Origin of the sequence: Duganella dendranthematis, from assembly GCF_012849375.1 — a bacterium.
Taxonomy (GTDB): domain Bacteria; phylum Pseudomonadota; class Gammaproteobacteria; order Burkholderiales; family Burkholderiaceae_D; genus Rugamonas; species Rugamonas dendranthematis.
The window spans coordinates 2,362,083-2,377,073 of sequence record NZ_CP051684.1 but is presented as its reverse complement, the minus strand read 5'-3'; the positions used below and the strand labels follow the sequence as shown (position 1 = coordinate 2,377,073).

The 14,991-nt window shown below is 64.4% G+C and carries 13 protein-coding genes; 1 reads left to right on the top strand and 12 read right to left on the bottom strand.

Annotated features, from left to right (window positions below; all coding sequences use genetic code 11):
- Positions 1 to 202: 202 nt before the first annotated feature.
- The 3 genes from HH213_RS10910 to HH213_RS10900 form a co-directional block, all read right to left on the bottom strand.
- Entirely contained in the window at positions 203 to 4,033 is a 3,831-nt protein-coding gene (locus HH213_RS10910) for a response regulator (RefSeq protein ID WP_229263392.1), read from the bottom strand.
- Positions 4,034 to 4,148: 115 nt separating this feature from the next.
- Complete coding sequence (locus HH213_RS10905) at positions 4,149 to 4,895, bottom strand: alpha/beta fold hydrolase (RefSeq protein ID WP_169112262.1); 747 nt, start codon at positions 4,893 to 4,895, stop codon at positions 4,149 to 4,151.
- Between the two features lie 157 nt (positions 4,896 to 5,052).
- Positions 5,053 to 5,418, bottom strand: coding sequence for a MarR family winged helix-turn-helix transcriptional regulator (locus tag HH213_RS10900; RefSeq protein ID WP_229263391.1), 366 nt, complete (start codon positions 5,416 to 5,418; stop codon positions 5,053 to 5,055).
- Positions 5,419 to 5,585: 167 nt separating this feature from the next.
- Between HH213_RS10900 and fnr the strand changes: the two genes are divergently transcribed.
- The gene (fnr, locus tag HH213_RS10895; RefSeq protein ID WP_110846658.1) at positions 5,586 to 6,344 is read left to right on the top strand and encodes a fumarate/nitrate reduction transcriptional regulator Fnr; all 759 of its coding nucleotides are present in this window, start codon (positions 5,586 to 5,588) and stop codon (positions 6,342 to 6,344) included.
- A 77-nt stretch (positions 6,345 to 6,421) separates the two neighbouring features.
- Here fnr and HH213_RS10890 read toward each other — a convergent pair whose 3' ends face one another.
- The 9 genes from HH213_RS10890 to HH213_RS10850 all read right to left on the bottom strand — a co-directional run bounded on the left by HH213_RS10890 (position 6,422) and on the right by HH213_RS10850 (position 14,984).
- Positions 6,422 to 6,925: a FixH family protein gene (locus HH213_RS10890; RefSeq protein WP_110845994.1), complete on the bottom strand. Its 504-nt coding sequence runs from the start codon at positions 6,923 to 6,925 to the stop codon at positions 6,422 to 6,424.
- A gap of 11 nt (positions 6,926 to 6,936) precedes the next feature.
- Entirely contained in the window at positions 6,937 to 8,322 is a 1,386-nt protein-coding gene (gene ccoG, locus HH213_RS10885) for a cytochrome c oxidase accessory protein CcoG (RefSeq protein ID WP_169112260.1), read from the bottom strand.
- On the bottom strand, positions 8,319 to 9,287 hold the full coding sequence (gene ccoP, locus HH213_RS10880; RefSeq protein ID WP_169112259.1) for a cytochrome-c oxidase, cbb3-type subunit III: 969 nt from the start codon (positions 9,285 to 9,287) through the stop codon (positions 8,319 to 8,321). Before ccoP ends, ccoG begins: the two co-directional genes overlap by 4 nt.
- Positions 9,280 to 9,441 carry a cbb3-type cytochrome oxidase subunit 3 gene (locus tag HH213_RS10875; protein ID WP_169112258.1) on the bottom strand — a complete coding sequence of 54 codons (162 nt, stop codon included), beginning with the start codon at positions 9,439 to 9,441 and terminating at the stop codon, positions 9,280 to 9,282. The genes ccoP and HH213_RS10875 overlap by 8 nt, the downstream gene beginning before the upstream one ends.
- A gap of 1 nt (position 9,442) precedes the next feature.
- Positions 9,443 to 10,057, bottom strand: a complete 615-nt coding sequence (gene ccoO / locus HH213_RS10870; protein ID WP_169112257.1) for a cytochrome-c oxidase, cbb3-type subunit II — start codon at positions 10,055 to 10,057, stop codon at positions 9,443 to 9,445.
- Positions 10,058 to 10,071: 14 nt separating this feature from the next.
- Entirely contained in the window at positions 10,072 to 11,493 is a 1,422-nt protein-coding gene (gene ccoN / locus HH213_RS10865; RefSeq protein WP_110845989.1) for a cytochrome-c oxidase, cbb3-type subunit I, read from the bottom strand.
- A 91-nt stretch (positions 11,494 to 11,584) separates the two neighbouring features.
- The gene (gene ccoS, locus HH213_RS10860) at positions 11,585 to 11,746 is read right to left on the bottom strand and encodes a cbb3-type cytochrome oxidase assembly protein CcoS (RefSeq protein ID WP_110845988.1); all 162 of its coding nucleotides are present in this window, start codon (positions 11,744 to 11,746) and stop codon (positions 11,585 to 11,587) included.
- The gene (locus HH213_RS10855; protein ID WP_169112256.1) at positions 11,746 to 14,205 is read right to left on the bottom strand and encodes a heavy metal translocating P-type ATPase; all 2,460 of its coding nucleotides are present in this window, start codon (positions 14,203 to 14,205) and stop codon (positions 11,746 to 11,748) included. The genes ccoS and HH213_RS10855 overlap by 1 nt, the downstream gene beginning before the upstream one ends.
- Complete coding sequence (locus HH213_RS10850; RefSeq protein WP_169112255.1) at positions 14,184 to 14,984, bottom strand: sulfite exporter TauE/SafE family protein; 801 nt, start codon at positions 14,982 to 14,984, stop codon at positions 14,184 to 14,186. Before HH213_RS10850 ends, HH213_RS10855 begins: the two co-directional genes overlap by 22 nt.
- Positions 14,985 to 14,991 lie beyond the last annotated feature (7 nt).

The following is a 14,991-nucleotide window of genomic DNA, read 5'->3' as shown; positions in this document are numbered from 1 at the left end:
GCGTCTGGCTTGCCGGTTCGGAATAAATTAGTGGGAAAGATTGTAACAATAAAATACCGTAACGTAAATGCGAATTATTATCAATATGATTCATGGAAGCGCTTGGAAGGGGTGTAACTGTGGTGTAAACGCCAAACGTTGCCCAAAAGTCAGGCAGCCGGATGGGCCATCCGGCATACGTTTGCTTACATCTGTGAGGGCATTAGGACTGTTCGCGGTCCAGCCAGGCGCGGGCCTGGGCCAGGGTTTGCGCCAGCTCGTTGCGGACTTGCAGGTAGCGCTCGTTGAGCTCTTCCTCGCGCTGCTCGTGGATGGCGTCTTCGGCGGCGATGGTGGCCTGGATCAGGCGCTTGGCGCCCAGGATGCCGACCGCGCCGCGCAGGCTGTGGAAGTGCTTGGCGGCGTCGCGCAGCCGGCCTTCCTGCAAGGCTACGCCGGCCTGATCGGCCGGTTCCATGCCGGTGTCCAGAGCGCCGCGCACCATTTTGTACATGGCGGCGCGGCCTTTGGCGTCCTTGCCCATCACGCGCATCAGGCTGTCCATGTTGAAGATGGCGGTCTCGCCGGCTGGCGGTGGCGCGTTGGTCATCAGTTTGGGCGGCGGCGACGAGGATTGCGGTGCGTTGGCCAGCGGGCCGCCGAGTGGTACGGCAAGTAGCGGCGCAAAGACGGGGGCCGGGGCGGTTTCCCGTGCTGCGGGGCCGGCCGGCGTGGCGGCAGCCACCGGCGCCGAATTTGGCAGGCCGGCAGCGGCGGCCATGGAAGCTAGCAGATCGTCTTCGCCCAGCGCCGCTGGCGGCGTCACGGCGGCAGCCACCGGCGCCGGATCCGGCATGCCGGCGGCGGCCATGGAAGCCAGCAGATCGTCTTCGGCCAGCGCCGCTGGCGGCATCACGGCGGCGGATATAGGCGCCGGGGCGGGCGCTGGCGCTGCGGGAATGGGCGGCGGCGGCGCGGGTGGCGGCGGAGGTGCAGGCGGCGCGGCGCGCTTGGGCAGATGGCGTTGCAGCACCGCCAGCATTTCGTCCACCTCAATCGGCTTGGGAATGAAGTCGGTGATGCCGGCCTCGCGGCTGCGCTCGCGTTCGGACTCCAGCACGCCGGCGGTCATCGCGATGATTGGCAAGTTTAGCTTCAATTCCTGGCGCAGGATGCGGGTGGCGGTGAAACCGTCCATCACCGGCATCTGCATGTCCATCAGCACCAGGTCGTACTCGGCAGCATGGCCGCGCATGATGTCCACCGCCTGTCGGCCGTCGCCGGCGATGTCCAGTGTGGCGCCGGCGTGCTCCAGGATGCCGCGCGCCACGGCCTGGTTTAGCAGATTGTCTTCCACCAGCAGGAAGTGGATGTCGGCCAGCGTGCCGACGATGCCGGTGTCGGGCACGCCCTGCTGCTCGGCCTCGCCCTGTGTAGCCAGCGCCTGGTGCAGCGCGTCGAACAGGTTGGAGCTGGTGATCGGCTTGACCAGCACCACGTCGGCCTCCGGCGCGTGCGAGATTTCCTCGATGCGGTCGCGGGCGAAGGCGTTCAGCATCACCACGATCGGCTGCGGCTTGCCGTGGGCCGTTTCACGGATGCTCTTGGCGGTGGCCAGCCCGTCCATGCCGGGCATGTGCCAGTCGGCCAGCACCACGTCGTATGGCTGCTGGTGGTCGATGCTCTGGCGGTAGCGGCGCAGCGCGGCCTCGCCCGAATCGACCTCGTCCGCCTGCCAGCCCCAGGCGCGGATCAGGCGTGCCACCAGTTCGCGGCTGGTGCGGTTGTCGTCGGCCACCAGCAGGCGCAGCTGGCCGAGCGCCGGCTTGCGCCGCTCGTCGGTCTGGTCGGCCTGGATCTCGAACGGCAGGCTGAACCAGAAGGTCGAACCCTGCCCCGGCCGGCTGTTGACTGCCACCTGCCCGCCCATCAGTTCGATCAACCGCTTGGTGATGGCCAGCCCCAGGCCGGTGCCGCCGAAGCGCCGCGTGATGCTCTGGTCGCCCTGCGAGAAGGCGTTGAACAGCTGGCCCAGCTGGGCCTCGGTCATGCCCATGCCGGTGTCGCGCACCTCGAAGCGCAGCAGCGCGCTGTGGTCGTCGCGCGCGGTCAGCTGCACGCTGACCACCACCTCGCCCTGTTCGGTGAACTTGATGGCGTTGCCGGCCAAGTTGACCAGGATCTGCTGCAGGCGCATGGCGTCGCCGTGCAGGCGGTTGGGAATCGCCACGTCGACGCTGATGGCCAGCTCCAGCTCCTTGTCGCCGGCGTTCATGGTCATCATGGTGGCCAGTGCGTTCATGGTCTCGTCGAGCGAAAAATCGACCGGCGACAGGTCCAGCTTGCGCGCCTCGATCTTGGAGAAGTCCAGCACGTCGTTGAGGATGCCCAGCAGCGACTGGCCGGACACCCGCACCATGTTCAGGTACTTGCGCTGCTGCGAGGTCAGCTGCGTGTTGCCGAGCAGGTAGACCATGCCCAGCACCGCGTTCATCGGCGTGCGGATCTCGTGGCTCATGTTGGCGACGAAATCGCTCTTGGCGCGGTTGGCCGCCTGCGCGCGGTCGCGTTCGCGCTCCAGCTCCAGGGCGCGGGTTTCCACCTCATGCTGCAGACGCTGGCGCTCGGTGGTGTCGGAAATCACCGCCAGCACCTTGGTGCCCTGATCGGTGCGCACCGCGCTCAGGTTGACCTCGACCGGGAACTCGCTGCCGTCGCGGCGGCGGCCGTAGATGACGGCGCCATTCCCCATGCGTACCGGCTCGGCGCTGAGGCGGTCGGCAAAGAAGCGGTTGCGGTGGCCCACGTGCTGCTGGCGCAGCCGCTCCGGCACCAGGATTTCCAGCGGCTGACCGAGCACCTCGTCGCGCTCGTAGCCAAAGCAGCGCTCGCCTTCGCGGTTAAAGGTCTCGATGCGGCCGTCGATGCCGACCACGACTATGGTGTTCGGCGCGAACTCGACCAGGCTTTGCAGGCGGGCGTCGGCCGCCAGCCGTTCGTGCATCAGTTCGTTGAAGGCGGTGGTCAGCTGGCCGACCTCGTCGTGCGTGTGCACCGGCAGCGGCGTGAAGCGGGCCGGCTCGGCGCGCAGGCCGACAATGGCGTTGCGCAGCCGCGCCAACGGCGCCAGCAGCCGCACCGTCAGCGTGCTGATCAGCAAAGCGGTCAGCACCGCCGCCACGCCGCTCCAGATCAGCACGCGCTTGATGACGCCGTCGAACGGCTCCAGCGCTTCCTCGGCCGGCAGCGAGGTGGCCAGCAGCCAGTCAACCGACTTCAGCTGCTTGTAACTGTTGAGCGTGGGCAGGCCTTCGCCCAAGCCCATGGCGGTGCCCTCGAAGCCGTCTTGCAGCGCGCGCGTGGTGGCTGGATTGGCGTTGGGATCGCGCGGCTTGAGCAGGCGAGAAATGTCGGGATGCAGCACGTACACCGGATTCTCGTTGCGGGTCAGCGCAAAGTAGTAGCCGCTGTTGCCGACCTTGGCGGTGCGCAAGTGGCCCAGCAGATTGTCTTTGTACAGCCGCAGCACACCGACCAGCAGGCACACCACCTCGCCTTTGTCGTTGAGCACCGGCGCCACCATTTGCACCACCGGCTGCTTGTTGGCGCGGCCGATGATGGGTTCGGTAATCATGGGCTTGCGGGTGCGCATCACGGTCTTGAAGTAGATGCGGTCGGAGGCGTCGATGCCGACCCGGCCCGGCACCAGCGGCAGGTCGGAGATCACCTTGCCTTGCGGGTTCAGCACCAGCAAATCGTCGAACAGGGCCAGCACGGCGCGGTCCTGGTAATACTCGCGCAACTGGTCGCCGGAGCTGGCCAGCGCCGGCGGCTGGTTGCGGGCCGACAGCGCGATGATATCGAGCAGCATGGTCAGCTTGTCGTCGAGCTCCTGCGCGGTGCGGTTGACCAACGCCGTCTGCTGGGTGAACAACACCCGCGTGTAATCCGCTTTCATGCGCTGGGTCTGCACCAGCGTGACGAGGCCGATCATCAGGACCGAAGTGATGCTGGTAACGAGCGCGACTTTGGCCTTGATGCCGAGAGGCTTCATATCAACCTTGATGAATGCAGGAGCTGATTGGATTCTCCTATCAAAGACTGGCGTTGGCAAGAAAGAAAAACAGGCGTGCCGTGGCACGCCTGTAGGCTTTCAAACTGCAAGCAGATTAACGCTGGGCGGCGGCGATAATCACTTCAGCGACCTTGGCCGGTTGCGACACCATCGGCACATGGCTGGTTGGCAGCGTGGTCACGGTGGCGTTGATTTTCTTGGCGAAGGCCTGTTCCAGTTCCGGCGCAATCATGCGGTCCTTGCTGGCGACGATGTAGTAGTTGGCCTTGTTCTTCCAGGCCGCCACGGTGGTGGTGTCGCCGAAAGCTTTGGCGGCGATCGGGCCCTGGGTGGCGGCGATCAGTTTTTTCTCGGCCGGCGTCACGTCCGGCGCAAAGTTCAGCGCCACCGATTCGGTTGGCAGCCACAGGTAGCCGCCGGTGTCGGCTTTCAGCGTGGCGATGCCAGGTGGCACGGCGTAGTCTTTGCCCAGGTTGGCAGTGGCTTCCCCCTCCGAAGGCGCGAACGCGGCCACATAGACTAGTGCCTTGATCTTGTCGCTGGTGCCGGCCTGGGTGATCACCGTGCCGCCCCACGAGTGACCGACCAGCACCACTTTACCGGTTTGCGCATCGACCACGCGCTGGGTGGCGGCGACGTCGTCGGCCAGCGAGCTCAGCGGGTTTTGCACGGCGACCACTTTGTAGCCTTTGGCTTCCAGGATCGGGATCACTTTGCTCCAGCTGGAACCGTCGGCGAAGGCGCCGTGCACCAGCACGATGGTGGTGTCGTTGGCGGGGGCGGCAGCGTGGGCGAAAGCGGTAGCGGCCAGCAGGGCGGAAGCGATGAAGGTACGTTTCATGATATTTCCTTTCAGTTATATGCGCTAACTGTTAGCGCGCTAAGTATTGTGGTTTTAAAAACGCGCTGGGGTGAATAGCGCGTTTCCTTGAGGTGAAATATAGCGCACTAAAAAATCGCACGCAAGTTAAATTTGGATTTATTTGTTGATGGATGCTTCAATCGCCGAGATTGCGGTTTAATTTGCCCAGGGTGGTCATCAGTGTCGCCACCTCCTCATGGCTGACCTGGCATTCGGCGGCAAACTCCTGGCTCACCTTGAGCGCAGCGGCGCGCAGCGCCTGGCCGGCGGCGGTCAGTTTCAGCACGCGGTTGCGTTCGTCGCGGGGATCGCGGTCGCGCGTCAGGTAGCCTTCCGCCTCCAGCCGCTTGACCACCGGCGTTACCGAGCCGGAGTCCTGCTGCAGCCGTTCCGCCACGTCCTTGAGGCCGAGGCCGTCCTGCTCCCACAGCACCACCATCACCAGGTACTGTGGATAGGTCATGTTCAGCGCGGTGAGCAGCGGCTTGTAAGTCTGCGTCATCTTCAATGACGTGTTGTAGATTAAAAAGCACAGGTGCTGATCGAGAGTGGGAGGCTTGGGCAGAGTCATGCCGCTAGCGTAGCAAATTATCTTCCCGCGCGCGAATACCTGATTGGATGACTGCGGAATAGCGGCTTAAATCAAGTGCGATGGGCTACACTAGCTGCATGATAAAAGAACTTCCTTCGCTGGTGATCCCCGGCGCGACAATAGAGGTGCTGAAGGCAAGCTGCGCGTCGTGCAGCATGCATCAGCTGTGCTTGCCCATGGGGCTGGACAACAACGACATGGAGCGCCTCGACCAGATCATCGGCCGCCGCAAAAAGGTGGCGCGCGGCAGTACGTTGTTCCGCATCGGCGATCCATTCCAGAACCTGTACGCGATCCGCCTCGGCCATTTCAAGACCTACCAGGTCAACCGCGAGGGGGCGGAACAGATTACCGGTTTCCAGATGGCCGGCGAGCTGCTGGGCATGGACGCCATCAGCGCCGACGAGCATCATTGCACCGCCGTCGCGCTGGAAGACAGCGAAGTGTGCGAGATTCCATTCGCCACGCTGCAATCGCTGCTGGGGGAAATGCCGACGCTGCTGCGCCATTTCCATCGCATGATGAGCCAGGAAATCACACGTGAACAAAGTGTGATGCTTTTGTTGGGGAATATGCAGGCGACCCAGCGGTTTGCGGCCTTCCTGGTCAATCTGTCGTCGCGCTACGAGGCGCGCGGCTATTCGCCGAATACTTTCCAGCTGCGCATGTCGCGCGAGGAAATCGGCAATTACCTGGGCCTGACGATCGAAAGCATCTCGCGCCTGCTGTCCAAGTTCAAGAAGGAAGGTCTGCTGCGCGTCAGCAACCGCGAGATCGAATTGCTCGACCCGCCGCTGCTGAAAGCCATCACCGCCGGCACCGAAACCTGCGGCTGAGACGGCACCGCCTCACCCCGCACACCGCTGCGGCCAGGGTCTGACCCCGTACGGGGTCAGACCCTTTCGTTTTGGGCTTAGTCCGGCAGCAGCGTGATGCCGTGGTTGGCCGGCCACACCCAGGCGCCGGCCAGGCGCCATTCGCGTTTTCCACCTTCCACCAGCACCACCCAGCGGCTGCGTTCCAGCATCGGCAACGACACGCTGAAGTGGCCTTCTGTATCCGGCACCAGCATCAGCTTCAGATCCTTCTCCGGCTGGGTGGCGTGCGACAGGTGCAGCATCAGCGGCCCGGTGTCGTTGCGGTTGATGCGGCCGCTCAGCGCGCCGGTGGCGGCGTCATACCCCAGCGTCATCGACAAACCCAGTTGTGCGGCCACGCGGTCGCGCCGCAAGTCCTGGTTAATGGCCTTGCCCTGCGTGTAGTAATCGCCGACCACCACCGCGTCCGGCGTCTTGATCGCCAGCCAGGCGGTGTAGCTGGTGGCCACCATCACCGAGGCCGGGCCCAGCATCAGCAGCCACGGCCAGCGCTGCTTCCACCACGGCGTGACAGGCATATTCAGAATGGCGTTGGACATGGTATCTCTCCTTAGCGCGGCACGATAAAGACCGCGGATTCTTGCACATGCAGCGACGGGTCGTCGACTGCGGTCAGGCTGATGTTGATCTTGTTTGAGCCGGTATGGCCGGCGCCATGCGCCACGCGCAGCCGCAGCGGATAGCCACGCGTTTCGGTGGCTGCGACCCGCACGGTGTCGGCGTCGGCCACGCTCAGCGTGTCCAGGCCGCCAGCGCTGATCTTGTACACGTGCGCTTGCTCGGAAGTGTTCATGATTTGCAGGCGGTAGACGTTTTCGATCATGCCGTCCTCCACCTCGCGGCCCATCGAGCCACGGTCGCGGATCACGTCCAGCTTGAGCGGCTTGCGCAGGTACAGCGCGCTACAGGTGGCCAAGACGATCAGGCCCAGTACGGCGCTGTAGATTTTTACCCGCGTGCGTGTGGTGCGGCGACGGATCTCGGTCGGCGTCAGGTGTTCGTCCATCGCCCGCTCGGTGCTGTAGCGGACCAGACCGCGCGCCTGGCCGGTCTTGTCCATCACGGTGTTGCAGGCGTCGATGCAGGAGGCGCAGCCGATGCACTCGTATTGCAGGCCATTGCGGATGTCGATGCCGGTCGGGCAGACCTGCACGCAGAGTGAGCAATCGATGCACGAGCCGTGGTTGCCGTTGCCGTTTTTCGATAGTGGAGCGCGTGGTTCGCCGCGTGCGCTATCGTAAGTGATGATCAGCGTGTCGCGGTCGAACATCGAGCTCTGGAAGCGCGCATACGGGCACATGTATTTGCACACCTGTTCGCGCATCCAGCCGGCGTTGCCGTAGGTGGCGAAGGCGTAGAACAGCACCCAGAACCATTCCCATGGGCCGAAACTCAGCGTCACCACTTCGCCCATCAGCGATTTGATCGGCGTGAAGTAGCCGACGAAGGTAAAGCCGGTCCACAGCGCCACCGCCAGCCAGGCGGCGTGCTTGGCGCTCTTCTTGCCAAACTTGTGCAGCGAGGCCGGTTGGCGGTCCAGCGCGATACGCGCGCTGCGCTTGCCTTCAATCTTGCGTTCTATCCACAGGAAGATTTCGGTGTACACCGTTTGCGGGCAGGCGAAACCGCACCACACCCGCCCTGCTATCGCTGTCGCCAGGAACAGCAGGTAGGCGCTGATGATCAGCAGCAGCGCCAGGTAAATGAAATCCTGCGGCCACAGGACCAGGCCAAAGATGTAGAACTTGCGCGTACCCAGGTCAAACAGCAGCGCCTGGCGGCCGTTCCATTGCAGCCACGGCGTGCAGTAGAACGCCAGCTGCGTCAGCCACACAAACAGCCAGCGCAGGCGGGCGTAGCGGCCGGCGATCTCGCGCGGATAGATTTCCTCGCGGGCCGCGTACATCTTGATGACTTGTTCCTGTGGGGCGTTCATTTTTCAGCTGCTACCGGTGGATCGGCCGGTACGGCGGCGGGAGCAGCCACCTCGGCAGGATTGTTCGACAGGCTCCACACATACGCCGCCAGCACATGCACCTTGGCTTCGCCGAGGAAGTCGGCAAACGCCGGCATGGTGGTGGTGCGGCCTTTGTTGATGGTTTCCTTGATGGTTTCCACACTGCCGCCGAACAGCCAGATCTTGTCGGTCAGGTTAGGCGCGCCCAGTGTCTGGTTGCCCTTGGCGTCGGCACCGTGGCAGGCCATGCAGGCGCCGAACTTCTCCTTGCCGAACACCGACTTGATCGGGTCGTGGGTCGAGTCGGACAGGCTCAGCACGTAGTGCGCGACCGCTTCCACTTCCTTGTCGCCACCGACGGCGGCGCCCATCGGCGGCATGGCGCCGACGCGGCCGTGCAGGATGGTTTCCTGGATGGTTTCCGGCGCGCCGCCGAACAGCCAGTCCTTGTCGGTCAGATTCGGGAAGCCCTTGTTGCCACGCGCATCCGAGCCGTGGCACTGCGCGCAGTAGGTCAGGAACAGGCGCTCGCCGATGGCGTGCGCCTGCGGATCGGCCGCCACGGTTTTCAGGTCCTGCTTCTGGTACTTGGCAAACAGCGGACCATATTCGGCATCGGCCTTGGCCAGTTCCGTCTGATACTGGCCGCTGGATTTCCAGCCCAGCTTGCCGGCGTAGCTGCCCAGGCCCGGATACAGGAACAAATAGGCCAGCGCGAACACGATGGTGATGTAGAACAGCCACATCCACCAGCGCGGCATCGGCGTGTTCAGCTCGGTCAGGTCTTCGTCCCAGACGTGGCCGGTGGTGTCGATCTTGCCGGCGTCGGTCTTGACGACTTTGACCTTCGATTGCGAGTACAGCAGGATGCCGCAGCCAATGATGCCCAGCAGGGTCAGCGCGGCGATATAGATATCCCAGAAGCCGTTGGTGAAATCAGCCATGGTGCACCTCCTCGTCGTCGGCAAACGGCAGGTTGGCTGCGGCGGTGAAGTCGGTGGCCTTGCGGTGCACATACACCCACCACAGGATCCCGGCGAAAGTGATGAACGAAATCACCGTCATCACGCTGCTGGCGTTGTCAAACAGGGTATCCATGCTAGTTCCTCGTTTTGATCAGGGTGCCCAGGCCTTGCAGATAGGCGATCAGGGCGTCTTGTTCCGTCTTGTCCTTGAGCTCTTCCGGCGCGGCGGCGATCTCGGCGTCGGTGTACGGCACGCCGGTACGGCGCAGCGCGCGCATCTTCGGCTGGATTTCGGCCGGCACCAGCGTGTTCCTCGACAGCCATGGGTAGTTCGGCATATTCGATTCCGGCACCACGTCACGCGGATTGTTCAGGTGGTCGCGGTGCCATTCGTCGGAGTAGCGGCCGCCCACGCGCGCCAGGTCGGGCCCAGTGCGCTTGGAACCCCACTGGAACGGGTGGTCGTAGACGAACTCGCCGGCCACCGAGTAGTGGCCGTAGCGCTCGGTCTCGGCGCGCAGCGGCCGTACCATCTGCGAGTGGCAGTTGTAGCAGCCTTCGCGGATGTAGATGTCGCGGCCGGCCAGGCGCAGCGGCGAATACGGCTTCAGCCCCGCCACCGGCTCCGTGGTCGACTTCTGGAAGAACAGCGGCACGATCTCGACGGCGCCGCCGACGCTGATCACCAGCGTCACCAGCGCGATCAGCAGCCAGGGATTTTTCTCGATCCATTCATGTGAAAATTTCATACTGTGCTCCGATATCAGGCGTGGGCCGCGTTGACCGCCGGAATCGGCGCGACCGCAGTCTTGGTGTTACGCAAGGTCATCCAGGTGTTGTAGGCCATCACGCACATGCCGCTCAGGTACAGCAAGCCGCCGGCGAAGCGCACCACGTAGTACGGATAGGTGGCCTTGACGCTTTCCGCAAAGGTGTAGGTCAGCGTGCCGTCCGGATTGACCGCGCGCCACATCAGGCCCTGCATCACGCCGGCGATCCACATGGCGGCGATGTACAGCACCACGCCGATGGTGGCGACCCAGAAGTGCAGGTCGATCAGCCTGGTCGAATACATCTTCTGGTGGCCGGCGACGCGCGGGATGATGTAGTAGATCGAACCCATGGTGATGAAGCCGACCCAGCCGAGTGCGCCACCGTGCACGTGGGCGATGGTCCAGTCGGTGTAGTGCGACAGCGAGTTGATGGTCTTGATCGACATCATCGGACCTTCGAAGGTGGCGATGCCGTAGAACGACAGCGAGACGATCATGAACTTCAGGATCGGGTCGGTGCGCAGCTTGTGCCAGGCGCCCGACAAGGTCATCATGCCGTTGATCATGCCACCCCAGCTTGGCGCCAGCAGCACCAGCGAGAACACCATGCCGACCGATTGTGTCCAGTCCGGCAGCGCGGTGTAGTGCAGGTGGTGCGGACCGGCCCACATATAGGTGAAGATCAGCGCCCAGAAGTGCACGATCGACAGGCGGTACGAGTACACCGGACGTTCGGCCTGCTTCGGAATGAAGTAGTAGACCATGCCCAAGTAGCCGGCGGTCAGGATGAAGCCCACCGCGTTATGGCCGTACCACCACTGGATCATCGCGTCCTGCACGCCGGCGTAGACCGAGTACGACTTGAACAGCGAGGCCGGCATCGACATGCCGTTGACCACGTGCAGAATCGTCACGGCGATGATGTAGGCAGCGAAGAACCAGTTGGCGACGTAGATGTGCTTGACCTTGCGCTTGATCAGCGTGCCGAAGAACACCACGGCGTACGACACCCACACCAGCGCGATCAGGATGGAAATCGGCCATTCCAGCTCGGCGTATTCCTTGCCGCGGGTCAGACCCATCGGCAGCGTGACGACCGCGCTCAGGATCACGGCCTGCCAGCCCCAGAAGGTGAAGGCCGCTAATTTGTCGGAAAACAGGCGCACCTGGCAGGTGCGTTGTACCACGTAATACGAGGTAGCAAACAGGCCGCAGATACCAAACGCAAAAATCACCGCGTTGGTATGCAGCGGACGCAGACGGCCATAAGTCAGCCATGGAATGTCCAGATTCAGCGCCGGCCAGGCCAGCTGCGCGGCGATGATGACGCCGACCAGCATGCCCACGACGCCCCAGACTACGGTCGCAATCGTGAACTGCTTCACGACCTTGTAGTTATAGTGTTGATCCAATTGAGTTCTCCCCGGAACACTTTGATGATGTAGGTCAAAGGTTACTTAGGAGAAGCTTAAAAATCCTTGATATAAGTCAAAATCCGCCGGATCACTTGTGATCAATGGGCGGCTTGTCGTCGTCTTGCAGGATGCGCAGGGCCGGGCCGACCAGATCGTCGAACTGGCCGTCGTCCGAGGCGCGGAAGAAGATCCATAGCGCCACGAACACCAGCACCACGCTGAGCGGAATGAGCAGGTACAGGGCCTCCATCAAGCGGCCTTTCTGAGCCGCAGCGCGTTGAGCACCACCACCGCCGAACTGAGCGCCATGCCGACGCCGGACAACCACGGATTGAGCAAGCCCATCGCCGCCGCCGGAATGGCGACCACGTTGTAGACCGTGGCCCAGCCCAGATTCTGGCGGATGATGCGCATGGTGCGCTCGGCCACGCGCGCGCTGTCCGCCACCGCGCCAAGGCGGCCGTTGAGCAGCACCGCGTCAGCGTGCGCTTGCGCCAGTGCGGCGCCGCTGCCCATGGCAAACGAGACGTCGGCCGCGCCGAGCACGGCGGCGTCGTTGATGCCGTCGCCGATCATGGTCACCACGCAGCCGCGCCGCTGCATCTGCTGCACGAAATTGAGTTTGTCGGCCGGCAGGTAGCCGCCGACCGTGGTTTCGATGCCCAGCTGGTCGCCGACGCGGCGCGCCAGCACGTCATCGTCGCCGCTGACCAGCACCACCGTCTTGCCGCGCCGGCGGAAGTAGTCGACCGTGTCCTGCGCATCGGGCCGCAAGCCGTCGTGCAACTGCAGGCAGGCCAGCCACTGGCCTTCGACGCCGAGATAGATCGGCGTCACGCCATCGGCCACTGTGCGTTCCGGCGCCAGCCCGGCAATGCCGGCCACGAACTGTGCGCTGCCCAAGCGGTAGCGGCGATTGTGCACCGTGCCTTCCAGGCCGCAGCCGGCGGTTTCGGTCAGCGCGACGGCGCTCCAGTTGTGCCGCCCTGCTTCGTCGGCGGCACTGATGATGGCGAGCGCCAACGGGTGCGCACTGCCGGCTTCCAGCGCGGCCGCCACTTGCAGGCAAAAGTCGGCGCGCATCGCGCCCAGTTCCTGTATTCCTTGCAGCACCGGCCGGCCCCAGGTCAGCGTGCCGGTTTTATCCAGCACCACGTGGGTGGTGCGGTGCAGGGTCTCCAGCGTTTGCGGGCCGGTCACCAGCACGCCTTGCCTGAGCAGGTTGTCGGTGGCCGCTGCCAATGCGGTCGGCGTGGCCAGCGACAGCGCGCATGGACAGGACACCACCAGCACCGCAATCGCAATCGGCCAGGCGCGCGCGATGCTGCCGTCGTGCCAGAACCAGAAGCTGAAAGCGGCCAGCGCAAACAGCAGCAGGCCTGCGACGAAATACGCGGCCACGCGGTCGGCCCACAGCGCGATGTGCGGCTTTTCGCCGCCGGCGCGGTTGATCAGTTTCACCAGGTCGGACAAGGTGCTGTCCTGCGCCTTGCGCATCACGCGCGCCAGTATCATGCTGCCGGCGTTGATGGCGCCGCCGGGAATGACGTCGCCGGTGCTCTTCGGCACCGGTATGCTCTCGCCGCTCAACAGCGACAGGTCGAGCGAGGTGCGGCCTTCGATGATGATGCTGTCGGCGGCCACCGCCTCACCGGGCTTGATAAGTATGATGTTATCCACAGCCAGCGACGCCGCGCGCACGATGGTGGCGGCGCGGCTGGCCGGATAGTTCTCCAGCAGCGAGGCCGATGCCGGCAGCGCGTGCTGCAAGCGTTCCAATGCGGCACCGGCCTTGCGGCGCGCGCGCAATTCCAGGTAGCGGCTGCACAGCAGCAGGAAAATGAACATGGTCACCGAGTCGAACCACACCTCGCCCTTGCCGGTGAAGGTGGCGATGACGCTGGCGCCAAACGCGGCGGCGATGCCCAAGGCCACCGGCACGTCCATGCCCAGTGCGCGCGCGCGCAGGCTGGTGACGGCGCCGCGCCAGAAAGGCAGCGCCGAGTAGCAGATCGCGGGCATCGTCAGCAGCAGGCTGGCCCAGCGCATCAGCGACGCCATGCTGTCGTCCAGCGTACCGTCGTCGTGCGCCAGGTAGGATGGAGCGACGTACATCATCACCTGCATCATCGACAGGCCGGCGACGAACAGCTGGCGGCCCAGCGTCTTGGCGGCGCGCTGTTGCTGGCCGGCGTGGCGGTCGGCCTCGTAGGGATAGGCGGCGTAGCCGATGGTGTGCAGCGCGCCGAGGATGTCGCCGGGCTGGCATTGGTCACTGCGCCAGCGTACGTAGAGTTTTTCGGTGGCGACGTTGAGCTGTGCGCTGTCGACGCCGGGTACGCGCGCCAGCCGGTTTTCGATCAGCCACACGCAGGCGGCGCAGCGGATGCCTTCCACCGTGAAGGTCGATTCGCGGCTGTCTTCATCGAGCGCGAAGCGCGGGTCGGCGTTGTCGTACAGTTGCAGTTCCGGCGGCAGCTGCTGCGCGCCGTCGGCGCTGGCGGCGTAGGCGGTGCGGTCGCGGTAGTAGTTTTCCTGGCCCAGGTCGACGATGGTTTGCGCCACCGCCGCGCAGCCGGGGCAGCACATGGTGTGCGGTTCGCCAGCGATGGTGACTGCCCAGGCGTTATCCACCACGTCGGGCAGCGTCTGGCCGCAGTGGAAGCACGGCGCTGGCGCCAGGGCGTTCAAGGGTGTGGTGTGAGGCATAGCATTTCCATCCATTCGGGCGTGACGCCTCCCGCTGCGCGGGCAAGCCCGAGGACGCCGAAGGCCAGCACCAGCAGGCCGCAGGCGATGCGGACCTGGCGGCGCTGCATGGCTTGTTGCAGACGCGCGCCGAGCATTCCGAGGCCGGTCAGCATCGGCAGCGTGCCGAGGCCGAAGGCCAGCATCAGCGCGGCGCCGTCGGCGGCCGAGCCGCTGAGCAGGGCGGTGGTCAGCACGCTGTAGACCATGCCGCAGGGGAGCCAGCCCCAGAGCGCGCCGAGGGCGCAGGACTTTGGCGCGGTGTCGGCTGGCATCAGGGTTTTCATGGCGGGGGCGATCAGCGGCTGGGCGCGCTGCCACAGTACGCGGCCGCCCTGCTCCAGTACCGCCAGGCCGCGCCAGGCATTCATCAGGTAGAGGCCGAGGGCGACCAGCATCAGGTTGGCCAGCCAGTAGAGGCCGAGTTGGATGCCGGCCACCGCTGCCATGTTGCGGGCGCCGCTGGCCAGGCCGCCGGCCAAGCCGCCAGCCAGCATGTAGCTGCTGATGCGGCCGGCGTTGTAGGCGAGTACCAGCGACACGTCGTTCCCGCGCACGCGGGAACCCATGGAACGCCTGAGCGGATACTCGGCATGGATTCCCGCGTGCGCCGGAATGACGGTGCGGGAGCTGCGCACGGTGGCCGACATTGCCGTCACAATCCCGCCGCACATGCCAACGCAGTGGATGCTGCCGGCCAGGCCGACTACAAACACTGGCAGTAGCTGTGCGGCGTTCATGACATCC

Excerpts from the sequence above, each read along its gene's own strand:
- HH213_RS10875 (WP_169112258.1), bottom strand. The coding sequence starts at position 9,441 with ATGGATACCCTGTTTGACAACGCCAGCAGCGTGATGACGGTGATTTCG.
- ccoO (WP_169112257.1), bottom strand. The coding sequence starts at position 10,057 with ATGAAATTTTCACATGAATGGATCGAGAAAAATCCCTGGCTGCTGATC.
- ccoP (WP_169112259.1), bottom strand. The coding sequence starts at position 9,287 with ATGGCTGATTTCACCAACGGCTTCTGGGATATCTATATCGCCGCGCTG.
- HH213_RS10855 (WP_169112256.1), bottom strand. The coding sequence starts at position 14,205 with ATGCCTCACACCACACCCTTGAACGCCCTGGCGCCAGCGCCGTGCTTC.
- HH213_RS10850 (WP_169112255.1), bottom strand. The coding sequence starts at position 14,984 with ATGAACGCCGCACAGCTACTGCCAGTGTTTGTAGTCGGCCTGGCCGGC.
- ccoS (WP_110845988.1), bottom strand. The coding sequence starts at position 11,746 with ATGGAGGCCCTGTACCTGCTCATTCCGCTCAGCGTGGTGCTGGTGTTC.
- HH213_RS10900 (WP_229263391.1), bottom strand. The coding sequence starts at position 5,418 with ATGACGCAGACTTACAAGCCGCTGCTCACCGCGCTGAACATGACCTAT.
- HH213_RS10905 (WP_169112262.1), bottom strand. The coding sequence starts at position 4,895 with ATGAAACGTACCTTCATCGCTTCCGCCCTGCTGGCCGCTACCGCTTTC.
- HH213_RS10910 (WP_229263392.1), bottom strand. The coding sequence starts at position 4,033 with ATGAAGCCTCTCGGCATCAAGGCCAAAGTCGCGCTCGTTACCAGCATC.
- ccoG (WP_169112260.1), bottom strand. The coding sequence starts at position 8,322 with ATGAACGCCCCACAGGAACAAGTCATCAAGATGTACGCGGCCCGCGAG.
- fnr (WP_110846658.1), top strand. The coding sequence starts at position 5,586 with ATGATAAAAGAACTTCCTTCGCTGGTGATCCCCGGCGCGACAATAGAG.
- HH213_RS10890 (WP_110845994.1), bottom strand. The coding sequence starts at position 6,925 with ATGTCCAACGCCATTCTGAATATGCCTGTCACGCCGTGGTGGAAGCAG.